This is a genomic window from Mycobacterium sp. TKK-01-0059 (assembly GCF_000709305.1).
Taxonomy (GTDB): Bacteria; Actinomycetota; Actinomycetes; order Mycobacteriales; family Mycobacteriaceae; genus Mycobacterium; species Mycobacterium intracellulare.
On record NZ_KL446993.1, the window covers coordinates 3,746,017 to 3,767,706 of the forward strand.

The 21,690-nt window shown below is 68.3% G+C and carries 14 protein-coding genes and 1 pseudogene; 8 read left to right on the forward strand and 7 right to left on the reverse strand.

What is annotated here, in order from left to right; genetic code table 11:
• Positions 1–108: 108 nt before the first annotated feature.
• On the reverse strand, positions 109–4,350 hold the full coding sequence (locus K883_RS17760; protein WP_014379817.1) for a bifunctional nitrate reductase/sulfite reductase flavoprotein subunit alpha: 4,242 nt from the start codon (positions 4,348–4,350) through the stop codon (positions 109–111).
• A 329-nt stretch (positions 4,351–4,679) separates the two neighbouring features.
• Between K883_RS17760 and K883_RS17765 the strand changes: the two genes are divergently transcribed.
• Complete coding sequence (locus K883_RS17765) at positions 4,680–5,147, forward strand: LppP/LprE family lipoprotein (protein ID WP_008255654.1); 468 nt, start codon at positions 4,680–4,682, stop codon at positions 5,145–5,147.
• Between the two features lie 44 nt (positions 5,148–5,191).
• Here K883_RS17765 and K883_RS17770 read toward each other — a convergent pair whose 3' ends face one another.
• From K883_RS17770 to K883_RS17780, 3 genes are all read right to left on the reverse strand, one after another.
• Positions 5,192–7,144, reverse strand: coding sequence for an acyl-CoA dehydrogenase family protein (locus K883_RS17770; protein WP_014379818.1), 1,953 nt, complete (start codon positions 7,142–7,144; stop codon positions 5,192–5,194).
• Between the two features lie 49 nt (positions 7,145–7,193).
• Positions 7,194–9,536, reverse strand: coding sequence for an ATP-binding cassette domain-containing protein (locus K883_RS17775; protein WP_036455577.1), 2,343 nt, complete (start codon positions 9,534–9,536; stop codon positions 7,194–7,196).
• Positions 9,537–9,650: 114 nt separating this feature from the next.
• Complete coding sequence (locus tag K883_RS17780) at positions 9,651–10,139, reverse strand: MarR family winged helix-turn-helix transcriptional regulator (protein WP_036455093.1); 489 nt, start codon at positions 10,137–10,139, stop codon at positions 9,651–9,653.
• 109 nt (positions 10,140–10,248) lie between these two features.
• On the opposite strand from K883_RS17780, the gene K883_RS17785 reads away from it, so the two are divergent.
• From K883_RS17785 to K883_RS17795, 4 genes and pseudogenes are all read left to right on the forward strand, one after another.
• Complete coding sequence (locus tag K883_RS17785; RefSeq protein ID WP_225336764.1) at positions 10,249–12,285, forward strand: ATP-binding cassette domain-containing protein; 2,037 nt, start codon at positions 10,249–10,251, stop codon at positions 12,283–12,285.
• Positions 12,282–13,136 (forward strand): CbiQ family ECF transporter T component, encoded by an 855-nt coding sequence (locus K883_RS17790; protein WP_008255659.1) that lies wholly within the window; start codon positions 12,282–12,284, stop codon positions 13,134–13,136. The genes K883_RS17785 and K883_RS17790 overlap by 4 nt, the downstream gene beginning before the upstream one ends.
• Before the next feature lie 10 nt (positions 13,137–13,146).
• Positions 13,147–13,221 (forward strand): annotated as a pseudogene (locus K883_RS28585) (hypothetical protein); the annotation flags it as partial.
• Positions 13,222–13,263: 42 nt separating this feature from the next.
• Positions 13,264–14,718: an amino acid permease gene (locus tag K883_RS17795; protein WP_036455095.1), complete on the forward strand. Its 1,455-nt coding sequence runs from the start codon at positions 13,264–13,266 to the stop codon at positions 14,716–14,718.
• Between the two features lie 8 nt (positions 14,719–14,726).
• Here K883_RS17795 and K883_RS17800 read toward each other — a convergent pair whose 3' ends face one another.
• The 3 genes from K883_RS17800 to K883_RS17810 are packed head-to-tail and all read right to left on the reverse strand — an operon-like array spanning position 14,727 to position 17,759.
• The gene (locus tag K883_RS17800) at positions 14,727–16,067 is read right to left on the reverse strand and encodes an extracellular solute-binding protein (RefSeq protein WP_008255661.1); all 1,341 of its coding nucleotides are present in this window, start codon (positions 16,065–16,067) and stop codon (positions 14,727–14,729) included.
• Positions 16,064–16,888, reverse strand: a complete 825-nt coding sequence (locus K883_RS17805) for a carbohydrate ABC transporter permease (RefSeq protein WP_008255662.1) — start codon at positions 16,886–16,888, stop codon at positions 16,064–16,066. Before K883_RS17805 ends, K883_RS17800 begins: the two co-directional genes overlap by 4 nt.
• Positions 16,875–17,759 (reverse strand): carbohydrate ABC transporter permease, encoded by an 885-nt coding sequence (locus K883_RS17810; RefSeq protein WP_008255663.1) that lies wholly within the window; start codon positions 17,757–17,759, stop codon positions 16,875–16,877. The genes K883_RS17805 and K883_RS17810 overlap by 14 nt, the downstream gene beginning before the upstream one ends.
• 58 nt (positions 17,760–17,817) lie before the next feature.
• Between K883_RS17810 and K883_RS17815 the strand changes: the two genes are divergently transcribed.
• Genes K883_RS17815 through K883_RS17825 form a run of 3 tightly spaced genes read left to right on the forward strand, consistent with a single transcriptional unit; the run spans position 17,818 to position 21,613 of the window.
• Positions 17,818–19,335 (forward strand): TldD/PmbA family protein, encoded by a 1,518-nt coding sequence (locus K883_RS17815; protein WP_036455096.1) that lies wholly within the window; start codon positions 17,818–17,820, stop codon positions 19,333–19,335.
• Entirely contained in the window at positions 19,332–20,705 is a 1,374-nt protein-coding gene (locus K883_RS17820) for a metallopeptidase TldD-related protein (protein ID WP_036455097.1), read from the forward strand. The genes K883_RS17815 and K883_RS17820 overlap by 4 nt, the downstream gene beginning before the upstream one ends.
• A gap of 41 nt (positions 20,706–20,746) precedes the next feature.
• On the forward strand, positions 20,747–21,613 hold the full coding sequence (locus K883_RS17825) for a carboxymuconolactone decarboxylase family protein (RefSeq protein ID WP_036455100.1): 867 nt from the start codon (positions 20,747–20,749) through the stop codon (positions 21,611–21,613).
• Positions 21,614–21,690: the final 77 nt, after the last annotated feature.

Consider the following 21,690-nt stretch of genomic DNA (forward strand, 5'->3'; position numbering starts at 1 on the left):
CCTTCAGGTGCGCGACCTTCTGAGTGCATGGTGCGACGCGGATGTTTCATCGGCGGATGCGCGATGTTTCCGCCGTATTACAAGTTCGATGTCAGCGGCGGATCGGCGCTAGTAGACGTCGCGGTGGTAGCGCTTGTCGGCGCTGAGCCCTTGCACGTACGCCTGCGCCGCGTCCGGGTCGAGGTTGCCGAATTCGGCCGCGATGTCGCACAGCGCGCGGTCGACGTCCTTGGCCATCGGGTCGGCGGTGCCGCAGACGTAGAGCTGGGCGCCGTCCTGCAACCAGCTCCACAGCTGCGCGCCGCGGTTGCGCATCAGGTGCTGCACGTAGACCTTTTGCTGCTGGTCCCGGGAGAACGCGAGGTCCAACTCGGTGAGAAAGCCGTCGTCACGCATCTGTTCGAGTTCGTCGCGGTAGTAGTAGTCGGTGGCGGCATGTTGCTCGCCGAAGAACAACCAGTTGGGTCCGGTGTGGCCGAGCGCGCGCCGCTCCTGCAGAAAGCCGCGGAAGGGCGCGATGCCGGTGCCCGGACCGATCATGATCATCGGCGTGTCCGGGTCGCTCGGCGGGCGGAAATTGCTCGACGACTGCAGGTACACGGCGACTCGATCGCCAGGGGAACGGTCGGCGAGGTAGGTCGAACACACCCCGCGGCGCGGGACGCCCTGGAAGTTGTAGCGCACCGGTGAGACCGTCAGGTGAACCTCGCCCGGGCACTCTTTCGGGCTCGATGAGATCGAGTACAGCCGCGGCTGAAGGCGTTTGAGCACTCGCAGCCACTCGTGGGCCGACGCGATGACCGGCAGCTGCGCCAGCAGGTCGATGGATTGCCGGCCCCACGACCAATCCGCCAGGGCGCGCTTGTTTTCCGGCTTCAGCAGCTCCGCGAGTTTCGCATCGCCCGTGCGCTCCTGCACGAACCGCACCAGGTCCCGGCTGATGTGGGCGATTTCGATGCGCTCGGTCAGCGCCGAGCGCAACGACATCAGCCCGTGCTCGCCGACCTCGACGGGTGTCTGCGCGTCCAGCCCGGTGACGGACAGCCATTCGTCGACCAGCTGGTCGCTGTTGCGCGGCCACACCCCGAGCGCGTCACCGGCCTCGTAGGTCACGGTTTCTTCCGGCAGGTCGAAAACCAAGTGCCGCACGTCTTTTGCCGATTTCGGCCGACTCAGCACGGTGTTGCGGACCATGCCGGTGATCAGCGGATGCTTCTTGCTGTACGTGCTCGGCGCGGGCGGGCCCGGGCGCGACGGCGCCACCACCGTGGAGGCGCGGGCCGGCGCCGCCGCCCTGCCGTCGCCACCGACGGAGGTGGGGGTCCGGGTCAGGGCGTCGATGATGTCGCCAAGCCACTTCGCCGCGGAGTCGTCGTAGTCGGGTTCGCAGTCGACCCGGCCGGTGAGGCGGGTCGCGCCCAGCTCGGCGAGCCGCGCGTCGAGATTGCGTCCGTGGCCGCAGAAGTCGTCGTAATTGGAGTCGCCCAGCGCGAGCACGGCGTAGCGGGTATCGGTGAATCGCGGCGCGGTCTCGGACGTCAGCGCCCGCCACAGGCCGGCACCGTTGTCGGGCGCGTCGCCGTCACCGGTGGTGCTGGTGATGAGCAATAGCTCCCGCGTTTTCGTCAGCTCGGCCACCGGGAAGTCGTCCATGCTGTGCAATGAGACCGGCAGCTTGGCGTCGGCCAGTCGGGCGGCGATGTCGGCGGCGAGCTCCTCCGCAGTCCCCGTCTGCGACGCCCACAGCACCACGACGGGAGCGCGCTCGGGCGCGGGTGGGGGGCCGGCCGGCGCGACGGGCGGCTGCCCAACGGCCGGCGCCGGAGCCGATGGGGGCGCCACGGGCAGCGCCACCGGCTTGGGTCCGTCGGCGCGCGAGAACAATCCCGCCAGTAGGCCGTCCACCCACAACCGGGTGCCGGAATCGAACGGCGCGCTCGGCGGCAAGGTCGGCACCCCGGCGGCGCGGCGGCCGGCGTCCGAGCGGAGCCCGGTCAGCATCCCGGCGAGGTAGGCGCGGCCGAGTTCGTTGAATTCCGGCTTGGGCAGTGTTGTGACGCCGAGCAATTCGCCCAGGGTGTCGAGTTGGGGCACGCTGATTTCTCGTACCTCCCTGGCCGCGGCGTCCGGTGCGTCGGTGTTCGCCGTCGTCGTGGTGTCCGGATCGGGTTGGGAGACAGCTACTTTCGTCAAGGTGACGGCGCACGCCTTGAATTCGGGCTGGTTCGAGATCGGGTCGACGGCGTCGTTGGTGACGGCGTTGATCGACAGGTACTCGCCGAAGGCATCGTTCCAGTGGAACGGCGCGAAGCAGTTGCCCGGACGCACCCGATCGCTGACGACCGCGGGCAGCACCGCGCGGCCGCGGCGAGAAGCGATTTCGATCGGATCGTCGTCGGCGATATCAAGCCTCGCGGCGTCGTCGGGGTGGATCTCGACGAACGGTCCGGGGTTGAGCTTGTTGAGCTTGGCGACCTTGCCGGTCTTGGTCATGGTGTGCCATTGGTGCGGCAGCCGGCCGGTGTTCAGCAGGAACGGGTAGTCGTCGTCCGGCATCTCCTCGGGCAGCAGGTGCGGGCGGGCGAAGAACGCCGCACGGCCGCTCGGGGTCGGAAAGGCCAGTCGCGGCACCGTGCCGTCGTCGCGGACCAACTGTGATTGGCTGACACCGTCGTTCAGATAGCGGATCGGGTTGCGATCGGCCTCGCTGTCCGGCGCGCACGGCCACTGCACCGGACTCCGGCGCAACCGCTCGTAGCTGATCCCGCGCAGGTCGTAACCGGTCTTCGGGTTCGAGAACCGCTTGATTTCCTCGAAGACCTCCTCGGCGGAGTCGTAACTGAACGCCTCCGAAAAGCCCATCTCGCAGGCGATCCGGGCGATGATTTGCCAGTCCGGCATCGCGTGACTCGGTGCGGGGACCGCCGGCTGGAACAGCGTCATGTTGCGCTCGGAATTGACCATCACCCCCTCAGACTCCGCCCACAGGGCCGCTGGCAATAACACGTCGGCGTATTCGGTGGTCTCCGTCTCGAGGAACGCGTCCTGGACCATCACCAATTCGGCGCGCTCCAGTCCGGCCAGCACCGTCTTGCGGTTGGCAACGGAGGCAACGGGATTGGTGCAGACGATCCAGCACGCCTTGATCTGTCCGGCGGCCATTCGGGAGAACATGTCGATGGTGCCGGTGCCGACCTCGGTGCGCAGCGTTCCGCGGGGGACGCCCCACAGGTCTTCGACGAACTCGCGGTCCTCGGCCGAGGCGACCGACCGCTGCCCCGGCAGGCCCGGTCCCATGTAACCCATCTCGCGGCCACCCATCGCGTTGGGCTGCCCGGTGAGGGAGAAGGGACCGCTGCCGGGCTTGCAGATGGCCCCAGTGGCCAGATGCAGGTTGCAGATGGCGTTGGTGTTCCAGGTGCCGTGGGTGCTCTGGTTGAGCCCCATCGTCCAGCAGCTCACGAAATTGTCGGCCTCGCCGATCATCTGGGCCGCGGCGCGGATGTCGTCTTCGGGGATGCCGGATATTTCGCTGACCTTGGCGGGGGTGTACTGCGCCAGGAAGCTGGGCATCACCTCCCAGCCCTCGGTGAACTCGGCGATGAATTCGGGGTCGGTGTGGCCGTTCTCGACGATCAGGTGCAGCAGGCCATTGAGCAGCGCCAGATCCGACCCCGGGGCGATCTGCAGGAAGAGGTCCGCCTTGTCGGCGGTCGCCGTGCGGCGCGGGTCGACGACGATCAGTTTTGCGCCGGCCTTGACGCGGTCCATCATGCGCAGGAAAAGGATCGGGTGGCAGTCCGCCATGTTGGCGCCGATGACGAAGAAGACGTCGGCGTGTTCGAAGTCCTGATACGAACCCGGGGGGCCGTCGGCGCCCAGCGAAAGCTTGTAGCCAGAACCCGCACTGGCCATGCACAGTCGCGAGTTCGACTCGATCTGGTTGGTGCCGATGAACCCCTTGGTCAGCTTGTTCGCCAGGTACTGCGCCTCGATGGACATCTGGCCGGACACGTACATCGCGAACGCGTCCGCGCCGTGTTCGTCGATGATCGCCCGTAACCGTCTCGCGCACTGGGTGATCGCCTGATCCGTGTCGATGGCCTGCAGCGGTTCGCCGCGATCGGTGCGCACGTACGCCGAGTCCATGCGGCCGGGGGCGCCCAGCATGTCCGCGGTGGTGGCGCCCTTGGTGCACAGCCGGCCGAAGTTGGCCGGATGTTCTTTGTTGCCAACCGACTTGGTGACGTGACCGCGACCCGTTTCCGGGTCCGTTGTGATCTGCAACACCATGCCGCAACCGACGCCGCAATACGCGCACATGGTGTTCACGGCGTTCTCCTCCGCCATGGACTCCGTGGCCACGCTCACGTCCCTCCGTCGAGTGCGTACGGGTTAGCTCCGTATCGAGTGAGTTCATTGTGGAGCAGGCATGTTTCGCCGCCGCTCCCCGAAATTTCCCCCCGTTTACTTTCTTCTCTCACCGGCCGACACGCCAATGTGAAATCGCCGGGGGAATTCGCGGCGGGGGATCGCGTTACCGCAGGTCACCGTTGACCACCCGCCCCGCACGAGGTTACGTCGCGCACCCCGCACGACGCTTCTCAGAACGGGCTTTCCGACCAAACCGACGGAACATTCACAGTCTTCGCTAAGCTCACCGCGTGCGTCGGCTCACTGTGATCGTGCTGGTTTTGCTGGCCTGTGGTTGCGGCGGCAAAGCGCCCACGCCACCGCAGGCCAAGCCCGACACCTGCAAGGCCTCCGACGGGCCGACCGCCGACACCGTGCGCCAGGCGATCACCGCGGTCCCCATCGCGATCCCCGGCACCATCTGGGTTGAAATCGGGCGCGGCCATACCCGCAACTGCCGGTTGTCGTGGGTGCAGATCATCCCCACGATCGCGAATGAGTCGACTCCCCAGCAGCTGCTCTTCTTCGACCACAACAGGCCGCTCGGGACCGCCACCCCGAACCCAAAGCCGTACATCACCGTGCTGCCGCCCTCGGATGACACCGTGACCGTTCAGTACCAGTGGCAGAAGGGAAATGATCAGCTGTGCTGTCCCAGCGGGATCGGGACGGTGAAGTTCCGGATCGGCCCGGACGGCAAGCTGCAAACCGTCGGCAAGGTTCCCAACCAATAACCCGTCGGGCCAAGGGCTTCGACGACGCCGATCGGCTTCGCCTGTCAGCTTGTGACGGCGTCCGCCAAGTTCTCCGGGTGCAGCATCTCGGCGTAACGCAGTTGCTCGGGAACCCCGAAGCCGTCGACCAGTGTCGCGGCGTGCGGGCGCAGCGCCCGGCAGCGGTCGTTGATTCCCCGCGTGACGGCCTTGGCGCGCTCGGTGGACAGGTACCGGTGCTCGATGTACCACGCCTTGTCGTCCTCGATCACCGACAACGCGTACAGGTCGCACAGGATCCCCAACAGCTCGCGGGCCTCCTCGTTCGCGCAGCCGTCGATCCCGGCGACGAACGCTTCGAGCACCACGCGGTCGATGTGGGCGCTCGCCGCGTGCAGCACGTGGTCCTGCACCGAGTTGAACGCGTCGAATTCCGACATCTCTTTGGATTTCGCCTGCAGCCGGCGCGCCACCGACGCCAGCAGGTATTCCTCGCGGTCTTCGAACATCTTGATCTGCGTGCCGCGATTGAACAGGCTGCCCTCTTCCTCGCTGTCCTGGCGGGAGTCCACGATCGTTTGGATAATCGCTTCCGCCGCAGTGCGTTTGATGACGCGTTCACCGACGGTGTTGGCGGCAAAGCGCACCCATTCGACCGGGCTCATGCTCTTGATGTCGTCGGCGTACGCGGTCAGCAGTTCCTTGGCCACCAGCTGGGTCAGCACGTGATTGTCGCCCTCGAACGTGGTGAAGACGTCGGTGTCACCGCGCAGCCCGATCAACCTGTTCTCGGCCATGTAGCCCGCGCCGCCGCACGCCTCGCGGGATTCCTGGATCGCGCGGCTGGCATGCCAGGTGTTGGCGGCCTTTAGCCCGGCCGCGCGGGCTTCGAGCTCGCGTTGCTCGTCGGCGTCGGGTGCGTCGGCGCTCTGGACGTCATGACATTTGCTGACCAGTTCGTTCTGCGCGAACTGCAGGGCGTAGGACTTCGCGATCAGCGGGAACAGCCGCCGCTGGTGCACCAGGTAGTCCATGATCAGCACCTCGGAACCGTCGTCGGGGGCGCTGAACTGCCTGCGCTGCAACGCATACCGGGTCGCGATGTCCAGCGCCACCCGGCCGGCGGCGCCGGCGCTGCCGCCCACGGTGATCCGGCCGCGCACCAAAGTGCCCAGCATGGTGAAGAACCGGCGGTTGGGGTTCTCGATCGGCGAGCTGTAGGTGCCGTCGGGGGCGACATCGCCGTACTTGTTCAACAGGTTCACCCGCGGGACGCGAACGTGGTCGAACACGATGCGGCCGTTGTCCACCCCGGGCAGCCCGCCCTTGTATTCGCAGTCCGACGTGGTGATCCCGGGCAGGTCGTTGCCGTCCTCGTCGCGGATCGGGACCAGCACGCAGTGCACGCCGTGATTGACCGGCTTGCCGTCCTCGGTGGTGATCAGTTGCGCGAAAACCGCTGCCATGGTTGCGGTTTCGGCCGCGCCCCCGATGTAGTCCTTGCGCGCCGACGGGGTGGGGGAGTCGATGACGAACTCCTGCGTCTCGGCGTCGTAGGTCGCGGTGGTCTCCAGCGACTGCACGTCGCTGCCGTGCCCGGTCTCGGTCATCGCGAAACAGCCGCGCAATTCCAGGCTGATGATCTTGGGCACGTAGGTCTCGTGGTGGCGCTCGGTGCCCAGGTTCTCCACGGCACCGCCGAACAGCCCCCACTGCACCCCGGCCTTCACCATCAGCGAGAGGTCCGACATCGCCAGCATCTCGATCATCGTGATCGCCGCGCCGACGTCGCCGGTGCCGCCATGTTCTTTGCGGAAGCTGTCGGCGGCCGCGCCGAACGCCGCCATGATCCTCATCTGCTCCGCCACCTTGGTGCGGGCGATCACCGTGTTGGGGGTGTAGTGCGGGCGGAACAGGTCCTCGGTCAGCGTCGTCCGCATCCGGTTTCTGACGTCACGCCACCGGCCGTCCAGCGCGTTGCGGAGATGTTCTGCGGTGCTTGTCTTTTGTGGCGCCATAAGCCGACAGTAATGCGCGGCTCGCGCCGCGGGGAACAAGAACGACGGTTCAGGTGCCGCGGACCGGTGGGCGGTGCTCGCCGGGCAGCGGCGAGCGCAGCCGGTAGAGCGTGAACCCGGCCGCGACGGCACCGAACAGGCCGAGCATCACCATGTCGAAGACCCACCAGCCGCTGTAGTGGGTCCACGTCAAGACGTTGGCGGCCAGCGCGTCGGTCCTGCGTAGATTCACCGTGGACGCCGAGGCCGCGAAGCCCCACTGGGCCGGGACGAACCAGCTGATCTGCTGCAACCCCCACAGGCTCACCAGCTGCACCAGGCTCCCGTTGAAGAGCGCGGACGCCAGGATCACCGGGACCACCAGCGGTAGGACTTGCCGGAGCGCGGTGCCCAGCGCCGAGAGGGTGAGGCCGATCACCGCGGACACGATCGCGGTGGCCGCCGCGGTGACGTAGAGCTCGACCGTGGCGTTGCGCAGCAACGCGGCGTCGCCCGCCGGTCCGCCCCGCACGGCGACGACGATCGCGAACATGACGGCGGTCCACAGGGCGGCGGCCAGCGCGTACACCGTGAGCTTGGCGGCCAGGTAGGCCGGCGCGGACAGTCCTACCTGTTGTTCCCGGCGGAAGACGCGGTGCTCGAGGACCAGGGCGCGGATGGTCAGGGCCGTGCCCAGGATCACCGCGCCGACGTTGAGGGCGGCGAGGATTTCGATGGCTTCGTGCCCGTTGGCGCCGCCCGGCCCGGGACGCGTCAGGCCTGCGTCGCCCGGGATCAGCAGCGTCAGCCCCGCCAGCACGAACGGCAGGATCGCCAGGAACGCGAAGTAGCTGCGATGGGCCAGGAGCAGGCGGACCTCCCGTCGGGCCAGCAACCGGATCTGGCGGCGCCGGGGCAGCCCGGCCGGCGGCGTCCACGGTGCGGCGACCTCGGGCGGGGCGGTCAACGGCTGCGGCCGCGCGCGGAACGCGGCGTGCGTTCCGTCGGGATCGGCGCTCACCCGGGCGAGGAGTTGCGACCAGTCGGTGGTGCCCATGGCGGATCCGGCCTCGAGGGGGGTGCCCAGGTACGCGACCTTGCCCGCCCCGGTGAGTACCAGCACCTGATCGCACGTGTCGACGTCGGTGAGCGACGCGCGCGCCGAGATCGCGACGATGACGACACAGCCGATATTGGCCTGGCGCCGCAGCACCGCCATGACGTGGCGCTGTTGCGCCGGGTCCAGCCCGGCGGTGGGTTCGTCGACCACGAGCAGGCTCGGCCGCGTGATCAGCTCGATCGCCAGGGCGGCGCACCGGCGCACCTCGGGGGGGAGTTTGCGGATCCGGGTGGCGCGGTGCGGCGTCAGGTCGAGCTCGTCGAGCACCTGGCCGACCACCCGCTCGCGCTGCTCGGCCGAGGCCTCCGGTGGCAGCCGCAGTTCGGCGGCGTACTGCACGGCCTGTTCGACCGTGAGCTGGCGGTGCAGCTGGTCGTCACGCGCGACGATCCCGATGCGGCTGCGCATGGCTTGCAGTTCGGCGTGCACGTCGTGCCCATCGACGGTGGCGCGCCCGGAGCTGGGTGCCCTGGTGCCGGCCAGCACGGCCAGCAGCGCGGAATTGCGCGCGGCGGAGGGCCCGATGACGGCCGTCATGGTGCCCGGACGTGCCGCGAACGAGATGTCCGACAGGATCTGCCGCCCGTCGACGGCAAGGCCCAGCTGGTACGCCGTCACCCCGGTGGTGCGCGCCGCGGTTCGCAGCGGCAGACGGAAAGTGGAGTTGGCCTCGTCGCTGCGAATGGAGGGGCGCTGGGCGCGCAGCTTCGAGGTGATCACCCGCTCGATCAGGCCCGGGCCTTTTGGTTGTTCGGGCGGTGCGACGGGCGGGTGCGTCGGTGCGATCGGCGGCTGAACGGGAGGGGGCGCCGCGGGATGCGGCGGTGCCGGCGGGGGTGGCGGCGGGGTCGGTGGGGTCGGTGGGGGCGCCACCACGGGCATGCGCTGGGTGGCGCTTTGGGTGGGGACCCGCGGATCGGGCCCGCCGTGCGGCGGGTGTCCCGGTGCGGCGGGGGTGGGCGCGAGCTGGAAAATCAGGCGCGGGCCGTGCTGGGGATCGCCGATGGTGATGCCCAGGCCGTCGCGGATCTCGACCGTCGGCACGCGAAATCCGTCGAGGAAGATGCCGCGGTGGCTCAGATCGATGGCCACCCATTGGGCCCCGGTGAACCGGAGCACCACATCCGGATGGGGCGCGGGTGGCGGCGCGGGACTTCCGAGGCGCTCCAGCGGGATGTCGCAGCCCGGGCCATAGCCGACGAGCACGTCGCGTCCCGGCGAAAAGACATACCTGCTCGGTCCGGCCCACACGGTCAGCGGGGAGGCCGGAACGGCCGAAGCCTCGGTCGGCATGGCCGCCACCTTTCGTCACCGGTCAGCTCGATTGGGTCTCGCCGTCAGGCGCCGGTCGCCCGTTCGGTTAGGTGTCTACCCGCGCTCGCGGTCCGCTCTCCAGCATTGTGACGTTCACAGCGAGGTACGGCGGCCCGCGAGCGAGGTGGCCAGGGTGGCATCGTCGAGCAGGCGGCGCAACACGTCGACCGCTTGCATCAGCACCTGGCGGTCACCGGCGTCGAGCAGCGCCAATTGGGGTTCGATCGCGGCGGCGCGGTCGGCCCGGACCGCGTTGAGGGTGCGCCTGCCCTCGGCGGTGATGCGGATGCGGACGGCGCGCGCGTCTCCCGGGTCGACCGTGCGGGTCACCAGACCCGCTTCCTCGAGGCGACGCACCTGCGTGGTCATCGTCGGTTGCGAACAGTGATCGACGGCGGCGAGGTCACCGATTCGGGCTTCGCCGTGAACTTCGATGGTGGCCAGCAGCCTTGCCTGCGCGGCCGGCAGCGGCATCTGGATGCGCTGGGTGGCGAGGCGGTTGAGCCGCGCGACCACGGCGAGCAGATCGGCCCCCAGCCCCTGCGCTCCCTCGAGCTTTGCGGTGTCGACGACATTGTCCATGTATCCATGGTTGCATAGCTTTGCTAAGCGAGGCCTAAGCGACCAGGCGTGCCGCGCCAAAACCCTTCTTCAGCGGACACCCCCTCGCGGGACTGGCAGAATCGCCCAAGTGACCTTGCTGCGTATTCGGCAACCCGGGGAAGGGGCCCTGCGTCCGAATGAGTTGGCACAGGCCGCGGTCATGGGGGCCCTCTGCGCGGCGATCGAGATCCTCGCCGCGGTAATCCCATTCGCTCAGGGGTTGGGCGTGCTGGGCACCGTGCCCATGGGATTGCTGGCGTACCGCTACCGCCCCCGCGCCCTGATGGCCGCGACCGTCGCCGGCGGGGTGATCGCCTTTTTGATCGCCGGACTGGGCAGCCTGTTCATGCTCGTCGACTGCGCCTGGGTCGGCGGACTGTGCGGAATCGTCAAGCGCAAGGGCCGGGGCACGCCGACGGTCGCCTTCTTGTCGTTGATCGCCGGAGTCCTGTGGGGCGCCGGGTGGGTCGCGGTCCTGGCGGTGCTGACGCGGCTGCGGCAGCTGTTCTTCGACGTCATCACCGCCAATGCCAACGGGGTCGCGGCATTCCTGAATTGGGTACACCTGCCGGGCGTGGGCGACGCTTTGAAGCGATACGTCGCCAACGGGATACACCACTGGCAGCTACTGATTTTCCCGTACATGGTCTTGTTGGTCGTCATCGTTTCGTTCATCAGCTGGTCGGCGCTGTCTCGCCTCCTGGAGCGAATGCGCAAGATTCCCGACGTGCACAAGTTGGACGTTTCCGAGGGTGCTGGCAGTGCTCCGGTGGGGCCGGTGCCCGTGCGGCTTGACAAGGTGTCGTTCCGGTATCCCGGCGCCGACCGGGACGCGCTGCGCGAGATCAGCCTCGCCGTCCAGGCCGGCGAACACATCGCCGTGACCGGGGCCAACGGTTCGGGCAAGACCACGTTGATGTTGATGCTGGCCGGCCGGGAGCCGACGTCGGGAACCATCGACCGCCCCGGCGCGGTGGGGCTGGGCGAAATGGGCGGCACCGCAATTGTCTTGCAGCACCCCAAAAGTCAAGTTCTGGGCACGCGCGTCGCCGACGACGTGGTGTGGGGTTTGCCGCCGGGGGCGGAGATCGATGTGGGCGGATTGCTGCGCGAGGTCGGGCTCGAGGGACTTGCCGAGCGCGACACCGGCAGCCTGTCCGGCGGAGAGCTGCAGCGCCTTGCGCTCGCGGCGGCGCTGGCGCGCGATCCGGCGTTGCTCATCGCCGACGAGGTCACCACGATGGTCGACCAGCAGGGGCGAGATGCGTTGCTGGGCGTGCTCTCTGGTCTTGCGAAACGCCACCAGAGCGCCTTGGTGCACATCACCCACTACGACAACGAGGCCGCCTCCGCCGACCGCATCATCACGCTCAGCGATTCACCGGATAACACCGCCAAGGCCGAGACCCCGGCCACCCACGCCCAGACGCCTCACGTCGCGGCCCCGTCGCGCACGCCGGTGCTCGAGCTCGTCGACGTCAGCCACGAATACGCCAGCGGCACACCGTGGGCCAAGGTCGCCCTGCGCGATGTCAGCTTCGTGGTCGAGCAGGGTGACGGGGTGTTGATCCACGGCGGCAACGGGTCGGGCAAATCGACCTTGGCGTGGATCATGGCGGGGTTGACGACTCCGACCAGCGGTACCTGCCTGATCGACGGCGAGCCCACCCACGAACACGTCGGGGAGGTCGCGCTCTCGTTCCAGTCGGCCCGGTTGCAGCTGATGCGCGACCACGTCGACGCCGAAGTCGCTTCCGCAGCGGGCTTTTCGCATCATGACAAAGATCGGGTGGCCGAGGCGCTGATATCGGTCGGCCTGGACCCGGCGATGGGCACGCGGCGCATCGATCAACTCAGTGGCGGCCAGATGCGCCGTGTCGTGCTGGCCGGGCTGCTGGCCCGTTCCCCGCGGGCGCTCGTCCTCGACGAACCACTGGCGGGATTGGACGTCGGCAGTCAGCGGGGCCTGCTGCGGCTGCTGGAAAACCTGCGCAGGGAACGAGGTTTGACGCTGGTGGTCATCTCCCACGACATCGTCGGGCTGGAGGAGCTCTGCCCGCGATCCCTGTATCTGCGCAACGGCGTGCTCGAGACGGCGTCGACGGCGGCGGGGGGCATGCCATGACCGCGCCCGCGGACGCCAAGTCGGCGAAGGGAAAAACACGGCGCACTCCCCGGCCGGTCGTCCTGCTGGTGCCGGTGCCCGGAACGTCGAAAATTCACGAACTGTGGGCCGGCACCAAACTGTTGGTGGTGCTGGGCGTCTCGATACTGCTGACCTTCTACCCGGGTTGGGCGAGCGTCGGGCTGATGTTGGTGTTGCTGATCACGGCGGCCCGGCTCGCGCACATTCCCCGCGGCGCGCTGCCCTCGCCGCGGCGCTGGATATGGATCGTCCTCGCGGTGGGCGGCATCACCGCCGCTCTCGGCGCCGGAAGCCCCGTGGTCTCGATTGCCGGCGTGCATATCGGGCTGGGCGGCACGTTGCACTTCGTGCGGGTCACCGCGCTGTCGATCGTGTTGATCGGGTTGGGGGCGATGCTGTCCTGGACCACCAACGTCGCCGAAATGGGGCCGGCGCTGGCCGCTTTGGGCCGGCCCTTGCGGTGGTTGCGGATCCCGAGCGACGAATGGGCGGTTGCCCTGGCGCTCGCGCTGCGCGCCTTCCCGATGTTGATCGAAGAGTTCCAGGTGCTCTACGCCGCCCGGCGCCTGCGTCCCAACGAGACTCCGCGCAGCCGCCGGGCGCGCCGGCGCCAGCAGGCGCGGGACATGATCGACTTGCTCACCGCGGCAATCGTTGTGACGTTGCGGCGCGCCGACGAAATGGGCGATGCGATCACCGCCCGTGGCGGAATCGGTCAGCTCTCGGCCGCTCCCGGACGTCCGAAGCTCGCGGACTGGGTGACACTGGCGATCACCGCCGCGGCCGGCGCCGCCGGCGTGGTCGTCGACTCGATCCTCCAGCTTCACTAGGCGCGAAGCCGTGCGCGCCTTCGACGATCCGGGCACCTGGACCGAGCCCGGGGTGCGCCACCTGGCGGCCGACGGGCCCGGAGGGCTTCGCCGGCGCTGATCGCCGAACCGGAAACAGGAGGCGCAATTGGCAGCCACGTCGGTTGGCCTGAAGGAGCAGCTGCTGCGGCGCCGCCCCGTGGTGGGCGCGCACGTCGCGCCCGGTGCCGCGGAGGGCCTCAAGCGCGGCATCGGCACCTTTCAGCTGACCATGTTCGGGGTCGGCTCGACCATCGGCACCGGCATCTTCTTCGTCATGTCCGTGGCCGTGCCCGAGGCCGGGCCGGGAGTCATCGTCTCCTTCCTGCTGGCGGGCCTCGCCGCCGGCCTCGCGGCCGTGTGCTACGCCGAATTGGCCTCGGCGGTGCCGGTTTCGGGGTCGTCGTACTCGTACGCGTACACCACGCTCGGGGAGGTGGTGGCGATGGGTGTGGCGGCCTGCCTGCTGCTGGAATACGGGGTGGCCACCGCCGCGGTCGCGGTCAACTGGAGCGGCTACCTCAACAGGCTGCTGAGCAATGTGGTGGGATTTCAACTGCCACATGCCTTGTCGGCCGCGCCGTGGGACGCGCAGCCCGGCTATTTGAACGTGCCGGCGATCGCGCTGATCGGGATGTGCGCGTTGCTGCTCATCCGCGGCGCCAGCGAATCGGCGAAGGTCAACGCCATTATGGTGATGATCAAGCTCGGCGTGCTCGTCGTGTTCGCGATCGTCGCCTTCACCGCGTTCGACGCGCACCACCTGCGGGACTTCGCGCCGTTCGGCGTCGCGGGCATCGGGTCGGCCGCGGGCACCATCTTCTTCTCCTACATCGGCCTCGACGCCGTGTCCACCGCGGGTGACGAGGTGAACAACCCGCAGAAGTCCATGCCGCGCGCGCTGATCGCCGCTCTGCTGACCGTCACCGGCGTCTACGTATTGGTTGCGGTGGCCGCACTGGGCGCGCAGCCCTGGCAAGCTTTCGCCGGACAGCAGGAGGCCGGGCTGGCAACGATTCTCGAGAACGTCACCCACGGCAGCTGGGCCGGCTCGATCCTCGCTGCGGGCGCGGTCATTTCGATCTTCAGCGTCACGCTGGTCACCATGTACGGCCTGACGCGCATCCTGTTCGCCATGGGGCGGGACGGCCTGCTGCCCGCGAGGTTCGCAAAGGTGAACCCGCGCACCATGACCCCGGTAAACAACACGGTGATCGTCGCGCTCGCGGCCTCGACGTTGGCCGCCTTCGTCCCGCTGCAAAAGCTCGCGGACATGGTGTCGATCGGCACCCTGACCGCGTTCGTGGTGGTTTCTGTCGGAGTGATCGTCTTACGGGTGCGCGAGCCCGACTTGCCGCGGGGCTTCAAGGTCCCGGGTTACCCTGTCACGCCGATCCTTTCGGTGGCGGCCTGCGGGTGCATCCTCGCGAGCCTGCACTGGTACACCTGGGTCGCGTTCAGCGGCTGGGTCGTGCTGGCGTTGGTTTTCTATTTCGTCTGGGGCCGCCACCACAGCGCGCTCAACGACGAGACGGTCGGAGAGGTTTCGAGCGGCTCGCCGTGATCAGGCGCTCACTGACGCGCCGCGGCGGCGTTGGCCGCCGCCTGAGCGCGCCGTAACGTCGACGCGACATCGCCGCGGCCCAGGAACATTTCGTCGAAATACGGCTGCAGGGCGTCATTGCCCGCGGCAAACCCCGCGCCGCCGGGCGCCGCGATGCGCGGGCCGTTCAGCACGGTGAAGAAGGGCGTGACATCGACGCCCCGGGTGGCCCAGTAGTGAAAGTAGACCGGCTGGGCCGACGACACCGCGGGGATCGCCGCACCGTGGCGGCCCAGGTATTCGTTGCCCTGCCTGCTGCCCATCCAGGCCAGCACCCGGCGCACCGCGTCGGGATGCCGTGATGCCGCATTGCCCGCCGCGGCAATGCCGTTGGTGACGCTGACCCGGCCCGCCGGGCCCGACGGCATTAGCGCCACACCCCAATGGAAGCGGGCGTCGCGGGCCACCGGGGCCAAGTTGTAGGTACCGGACTGGAACAGCGCCATCCGGCCGGCCAGGAACTGGTTGCGGGAAAAGTCGCCGTTGTCGTTGGTGTCGGCGGCGGGAGGCGCGACGTGGTCGCGGTTGATCAGGTCGACCAGATATTGAAACGCGGTCACGGCCCCGGGATTGTCGAACGCGAACTCGTCGCCACGCTGAAACACACCGCCGGCCGACCCGATGTAGTTCAGGTAGATCCCCTGGGGGTCATTGGCCGCGTTGTATCCCCACTGCCGCACCCGCCCGGCGTCGAATCCCTTGCTATCGCCGCGGTTTCCGTCGGCATCGACGGTGAGCCGGGCGAGGACGGGCCGCAGCGTGTCCCGCTCGTCGGGACCCCATCGCAACGTGCTCAACTGGGCAGGGTCGACGCCGGCCGCGCCCAGCAGGTCGGCGTTGTAGTACAACGCGATCCCGGCGTCGGTCAGCTGCGGCACGCCCCAAAGCGTGCCGTTGCGGGTGAACTGCTCGACGACCGGTCGCTCCCAGGCCGACGCGGCGGTGGGGCCCAGCGCCGCACCGATATCCAGCAACCGGCCGCTGTCGGCGTAAGCCGCGAGGTAGGCGTTGGACAGCCAGAAGATGTCATCGGCGCTGCCGCCCGCCACGTCGGTGCGCAGGGTATTGAAGTAGGTCGAATACGCCACCAAGTTGACGTGCACTTCGATGTCGGGATGGGCGCGACTGAACTCCTGGAACGATTGCCGATAGGCCGCGGCGATCTGATCGCCCCAGATACGCACCGTCACAATGGTCTTGCCGCCGTGGGGCTGGCCCGAGTAATCCAGCAGCACCGCCGTCGCCGCCAGCAGCACCGCAACCGCCCCGAGCGCCGCGGCGACCAGCGTGGAAAACCGGGGCCGGGTCATTTGAGCCCCGAGACGACGATCGAGGCGACGATGTGGCGCTGGAAGGCCACGAACAGCACGATGAGCGGCGCGATGGCAATGGTGGTGGCCGCCATCACCAGCGTCCATTGGGAGTTGAACCGCGACTGCAGGTCGGCGGTCGCCACGGTGAGCACCCGCCACTTGTGGCCGCTCGTGATCACCAACGGCCACATGAAGTTGTTCCACTGCGAGACCACGGTGATCAGCGCCAGGGCGGCCAGGACAGGCCGGCTCGACGGGATCACCACGTGCACGATCTCGTCCAGCGTGTTGGCGCCGTCCAGGCGGGCGGCGTTGACCAAGTCGTTCGGGATCATGCGAAAGTGCTCGCGCAGCAAGAAGATCGCGTAGGGCGAGCCGAATATGAACGGCAGCACCAGCGCCCAGAACGTGTTGCGCAGGCCGAGCTGGGCCATCATGAGATACATCGGCACGATCGTGACCGTCGCCGGCACCATCAGCGTCGCGATGTAAACCCAGAACAGCGCGTCGCGCCCGGGAAACTGCAAGCGCGCGAAGGCGTACGCGGCCAGCACGGAAAATGTCAACTGGCCCACCAGAATCACCGCCGTCATCAACGCGGTGACCGCCGCCGCGCGGCCGAACCCGGCGCCGGCGAGGTCGGTGAAGTTTGCGAGCGTCGGTGGCCGCGGCAGCTGCAGCGGCGTACCCGTGACGAATTGGTGCGCCGAGGTGAACGCGGTCATCAAGCCAAGGGTGAACGGCGCCAACGTGATCAACGCGCCCAGGGTCAGCCCGGAATAGATCAGCGCGTTGCTGGCGCGGCTAGGTGAGGTCATAACTGATCCGTCGCCGAAAATACAGATGCTGAAGCAACGTGACGCCGATCAGGATCACGAACAGCACCACCGCCATGACCGACGCCCGGCCGATCGCCGCCGAACCGAACGCCTCGGCGTAGATGCGGTGGGCCACCAGGTCGGTGCTGCCCGCCGGCCCGCCGCCGGTCAGGGCGTACACCGTGTCGAAAACCTGTGCGGTGCTGACAATCCCGGTCACCAGCACAAAGAAGGTCGTCGGCCGCAACATGGGTATGGTGATGCGCCAGAACCGCTGCCACGCGTTGGCGCCGTCGGTGCGTGCGGCGGCGTGGACCTCGTCGGGGATGGCCAGCAGGCCCGCCAGGAACGACAGCGAGACGTATCCGACGTTGGTCCACACCACGACGGCCGACACGAGCGGCAGCGCGAAGCTGGGATCGGAAAGCCATTCGATGCTGTGTCCCAACACGGTGCTCACGGCGCCGTCGGTGGGAGCCAGGATCCACCGCCACAACACCGCAATCGCCAGTGGGGCGCAAATCCATGGCAGCACAAACACGGTGCGAAACAGGCCGGTGCCACGAAGCTGGCGGGCCAGCATCGACGCGGCCAGCAATCCCAGCGCCGTCTGCGCCGGCACCACGATCGCCACGAAGATCGCGGTGACGATCAGCGAATTGCCGAATGTGCCGTCGGTCAGCACCGACCGCCAATTGGACAGGCCCACAAAGCGCAGCGGTCCCAGCAGATCCCACCGGCACAGGCTCAGCCAGATCACGACCAGGATGGGCAACAGCAGAAAGGCGAGGACCCCGAACAGGCTTGGCGCCAGCAGCGCATAGCCCAGCGCGGTCGATCGAGGACGAATCCTGCGTGCGGCGCCGGCCATGGGGTAATTAAAGCGGGCGCTGCCGCGGTTTGGGGTGAGCGGCCGTTACGGTGGACCCGTGACACCGAACCGGGGGATCGATGCCGACTTCCTCGGCCTGCCGCGCCACGAACTGGCCGACGCCGCGCTTGCAGCGGCCACCGCGGCCGGGGCCACGCACGCCGACCTGCGCGTTCATCGCATCACTACCGAGATCATCCAGCTGCGTGACGGCGCGCTCGAGACGTCGGTGATCAACCGCGAGGTCGGCCTGGCGGTGCGGGTGATCGTCGACGGCACCTGGGGATTCGCCTCGCACGCCGAGTTGGTGCCGTCGGTCGCCGCCGAGACCGCGCGGCACGCGGTGCAGGTCGCCACCACGCTGGCGATGCTGAGCACCGAGCGCGTCGAGCTGGCGCCCGAACCCGTCTACACCGACGCGACCTGGGTGTCGAACTACCGTATCGACCCGTTCGATGTCTCCACCACCGACAAGATCGCCGTGCTCGAGGAGTACTCGGGGCGGCTGCTCAGCGCCGACGGCATCGATCACGTCTCAGCGGTGCTGACCGCGGTCAAGGAGCAGACGTTTTACGCCGACACGTTCGGATCATCGATCACCCAGCAGCGCGTCCGCATCCAGCCCACCCTGGAGGCGGTGACCGTCGACCCCGCGGCGGGCAGCTTCGATTCGATGCGCACGCTGATCCCGCCGATGGCCCGGGGTTGGGAGGTCCTGACCGGCGACGAGGTCTGGAACTGGACCGACGAGCTGGCGCAGCTGCCGGCGCTGCTGGCCGAGAAGGTGAAGGCGCCCACCGTTGTTCCGGGTCCCACAGACCTGGTGATCGACCCGACCAACCTGTGGCTGACGATTCACGAATCCATCGGTCACGCAACCGAATACGACCGCGCGATCGGCTACGAGGCCGCCTATGCCGGAACGTCGTTCGCTACACCGGACAAACTGGGCACCATGCGGTACGGGTCGCCGGTGATGAACGTGACCGCGGACCGGACGGACGAATTCGGTTTGGCCACCATCGGTTACGACGACGAAGGAGTTGCCGCGCAGAGTTGGGATCTGGTGCGCGACGGGATCTTCACCGGCTATCAGCTCGACCGGGTGTTCGCGCGGCGCCTGGGGCATGAGCGCTCCAACGGCTGCTCGTACGCCGACTCGCCGCACCACGTGCCGATCCAGCGCATGGCCAACGTGTCGCTGCAGCCTTCCCCCGAGGACATCAGCACCGACGAGCTGATCGGCCGGGTCGAGGACGGCATCTACATCGTCGGCGACAAATCCTGGTCGATCGACATGCAGCGCTACAACTTCCAGTTCACCGGCCAACGGTTCTTCCGCATTCGCGACGGCCGCCTCGACGGGCAATTGCGCGACGTCGCCTATCAGGCCACCACGACCGACTTCTGGAATTCGATGGAGGCCGTGGGGGGCCGGTCCACCTGGCGCCTGGGTGGGGCGTTCAACTGCGGCAAGGCCCAGCCGGGGCAGATCGCGGCGGTGAGCCACGGCTGTCCCTCGGCGCTGTTCCGCGGCGTCAACGTGCTGAACACCCGCACGGAGGGCGGGCGATGATCCGCCCGCAGCACGTCGTCAACATCGTGCTCGACGAGGCGGCCAAGCTGGGCGGCGCCGACGAGACGATGGTGCTGGTCACCGACAAGGTCGAGGCGACCCTGCGCTGGGCGGGCAATTCGATGACCACCAACGGGGTTTCGGTGAGCCGCAGCGTATCGGTGATCTCCGTGGTGCGTCGGGGCGGCGGCGCGCGCATCGGCACGGTCGTGTCCGCCGAGGCGGATCCGCGGGTGCTCCCCGGATTGGTGGCGGCCTCGCAGGAGGCCGCCGGCTCGGCGCCGGAGGCCGGCGATGCCGCGCCGCTGCTCGCCGATAGCGGGGTGCCCGCCGGCTGGGACGCGCCGGTGCCGGGGACCGGGCCGCTGGTCTTCGCCGACGCGGCCGACTCCCTGAGCCGCGGCTTCAAGGGCGCGGACCGGCTCTACGGCTTTGCGCACCATAGCGTTTCGACGACGTTCCTGGCATCGTCGACCGGGTTGCGGCGGCGTTTCAGCCAACCCACCGGGGCGGTGGAGATCAATGCCAAACGCGGCGACGCCAGCGCGTGGGCGGGCGTCGGGACACCCGACTTCGTCGATGTGCCAATCGATTCGCTGCTCGAGCAGCTGTCGACCAGGCTGGGCTGGGCGCAGCGCAGCGTCGAGCTGCCGGCGGGGCGCTACGAGACGATCATGCCGCCGTCGACAGTGGCCGACATGATGATCTACATGGCGTGGTCGATGTCCGGCCGCGGCGCGCAGGAGGGTCGGACCGCGTTCTCGGCGCCCGGCGGTGGAACCCGGGTGGGGGAGCGGCTCACCGATCTGCCGCTGACCCTGTTCTCCGATCCGATGGCGCCCGGCCTTGTCTGCACGCCGTTCGTCGCGGCGAGCAGCTCCTCGGAGACGCTGTCGGTGTTCGACAACGGCATGGAGATCACCCAGGTGGACTGGATCCGCGACGGCGTGATCAACGCGCTGGCCTACCCGCGGGCCACCGCCGAGAAGTACGACGCCCCGGTCGCCGTCGCCGCCGATAACCTGGTGATGACCGGGGGGACGGCCACCCAGGACGAGATGATCGCGGCCACCGAGCGAGGCCTGCTGCTGACCACGCTGTGGTACATCCGGGTCGTCGACCCCACCACACTGTTGTTCACCGGACTCACCCGCGACGGCGTCTACCTCATCGAAGGCGGACGCGTGACCGCCGCCGCCAACAATTTCCGGTTCAACGAAAGCCCGCTGGACCTGCTGCGACGGGCCACCGAGGCCGGTGCGAGCGAGAAGACGCTGCCGCGCGAATGGGGGGATTGGGCGACCCGCGCCGCGATGCCGTCGCTGCGGATCCCGGACTTCCACATGTCCTCGGTGAGCCAGGCCCAATAGTTCGATTGCCGCCGGGCGACACGCGCTCTAGCGTGTGACGAATGGCGGCCCCGGTTTCGGTTCGAGAAGACCAGCTCACGCGCCTGGTGGCGCTGTTTCCCGCGGCGCCCGCCGACGCGCGCATCGCGGCGTTGATCCGGCGGGTGTGCGCGCAGACGGTGTCCCTTCCGCCGCTGCCCTCGGCCGTCGAGGTGGGCGAGCCGGAATCCGACGCCGAGGCGGCCGTCGTCGACTTCGCCGAACAATTCAGCGCCGACGTCGCGGCGATCACCGCCGAGCAACGGTCCCGGTTGTCGAAACACCTCGGGGACCGCACCTTTGGGGTCGTCGTGCAGATGTACATCGCCGACTTCGTCCCGCGGGTGCGGGCCGGGCTGGAAGCGCTCGGGGTCGGCCCGCAGTACCTGGGCTGGGCGGCCGGACCGATCAATTGGGATCACACCACCGACCCGTCGGATCTGGTGTTCAACGACTTTTTAATCGCCGTGGCGCGAATGCGTGCGCTGGACCCGGTCACCTCCGAACTGGTGCGGTTGCGGGGCGCGGCGCAACACAATTGCCGGCTGTGCAACTCGCTACGCGAGGGCGGCGCGCTCGACGCCGGCGGTTCGGAAACGCTGTACGAGGAGATCGAGCGGTTCGAATCGTCGGGTTTGCTCGACGACCGCGCAAAAGCAGCGCTGCGCTATGCGGATGGGTTAATTTGGACCCCTGCGCACCTCGCCGCCGACGATGCCGCCGAGGTGCGCTCCCGCTTCTCCGAGGCGGAATCCGTCGAGCTCACCTTCGACATCATGCGCAATGCCAGCAACAAAGTCGCCGTGTCATTGGGCGCCGACGCCCCACGCGTCGAGAGCGGCACCGAGCGGTATCTGATCGACGCCGAGGGGCACACGGTATTTAGCTGACCGCGGCCGGTGTTAACCCGGTAGTCGATTGCCGCCCGCCGTTTAGCTGCGGGCACCGCGACGCCCGGCGGCAGGGC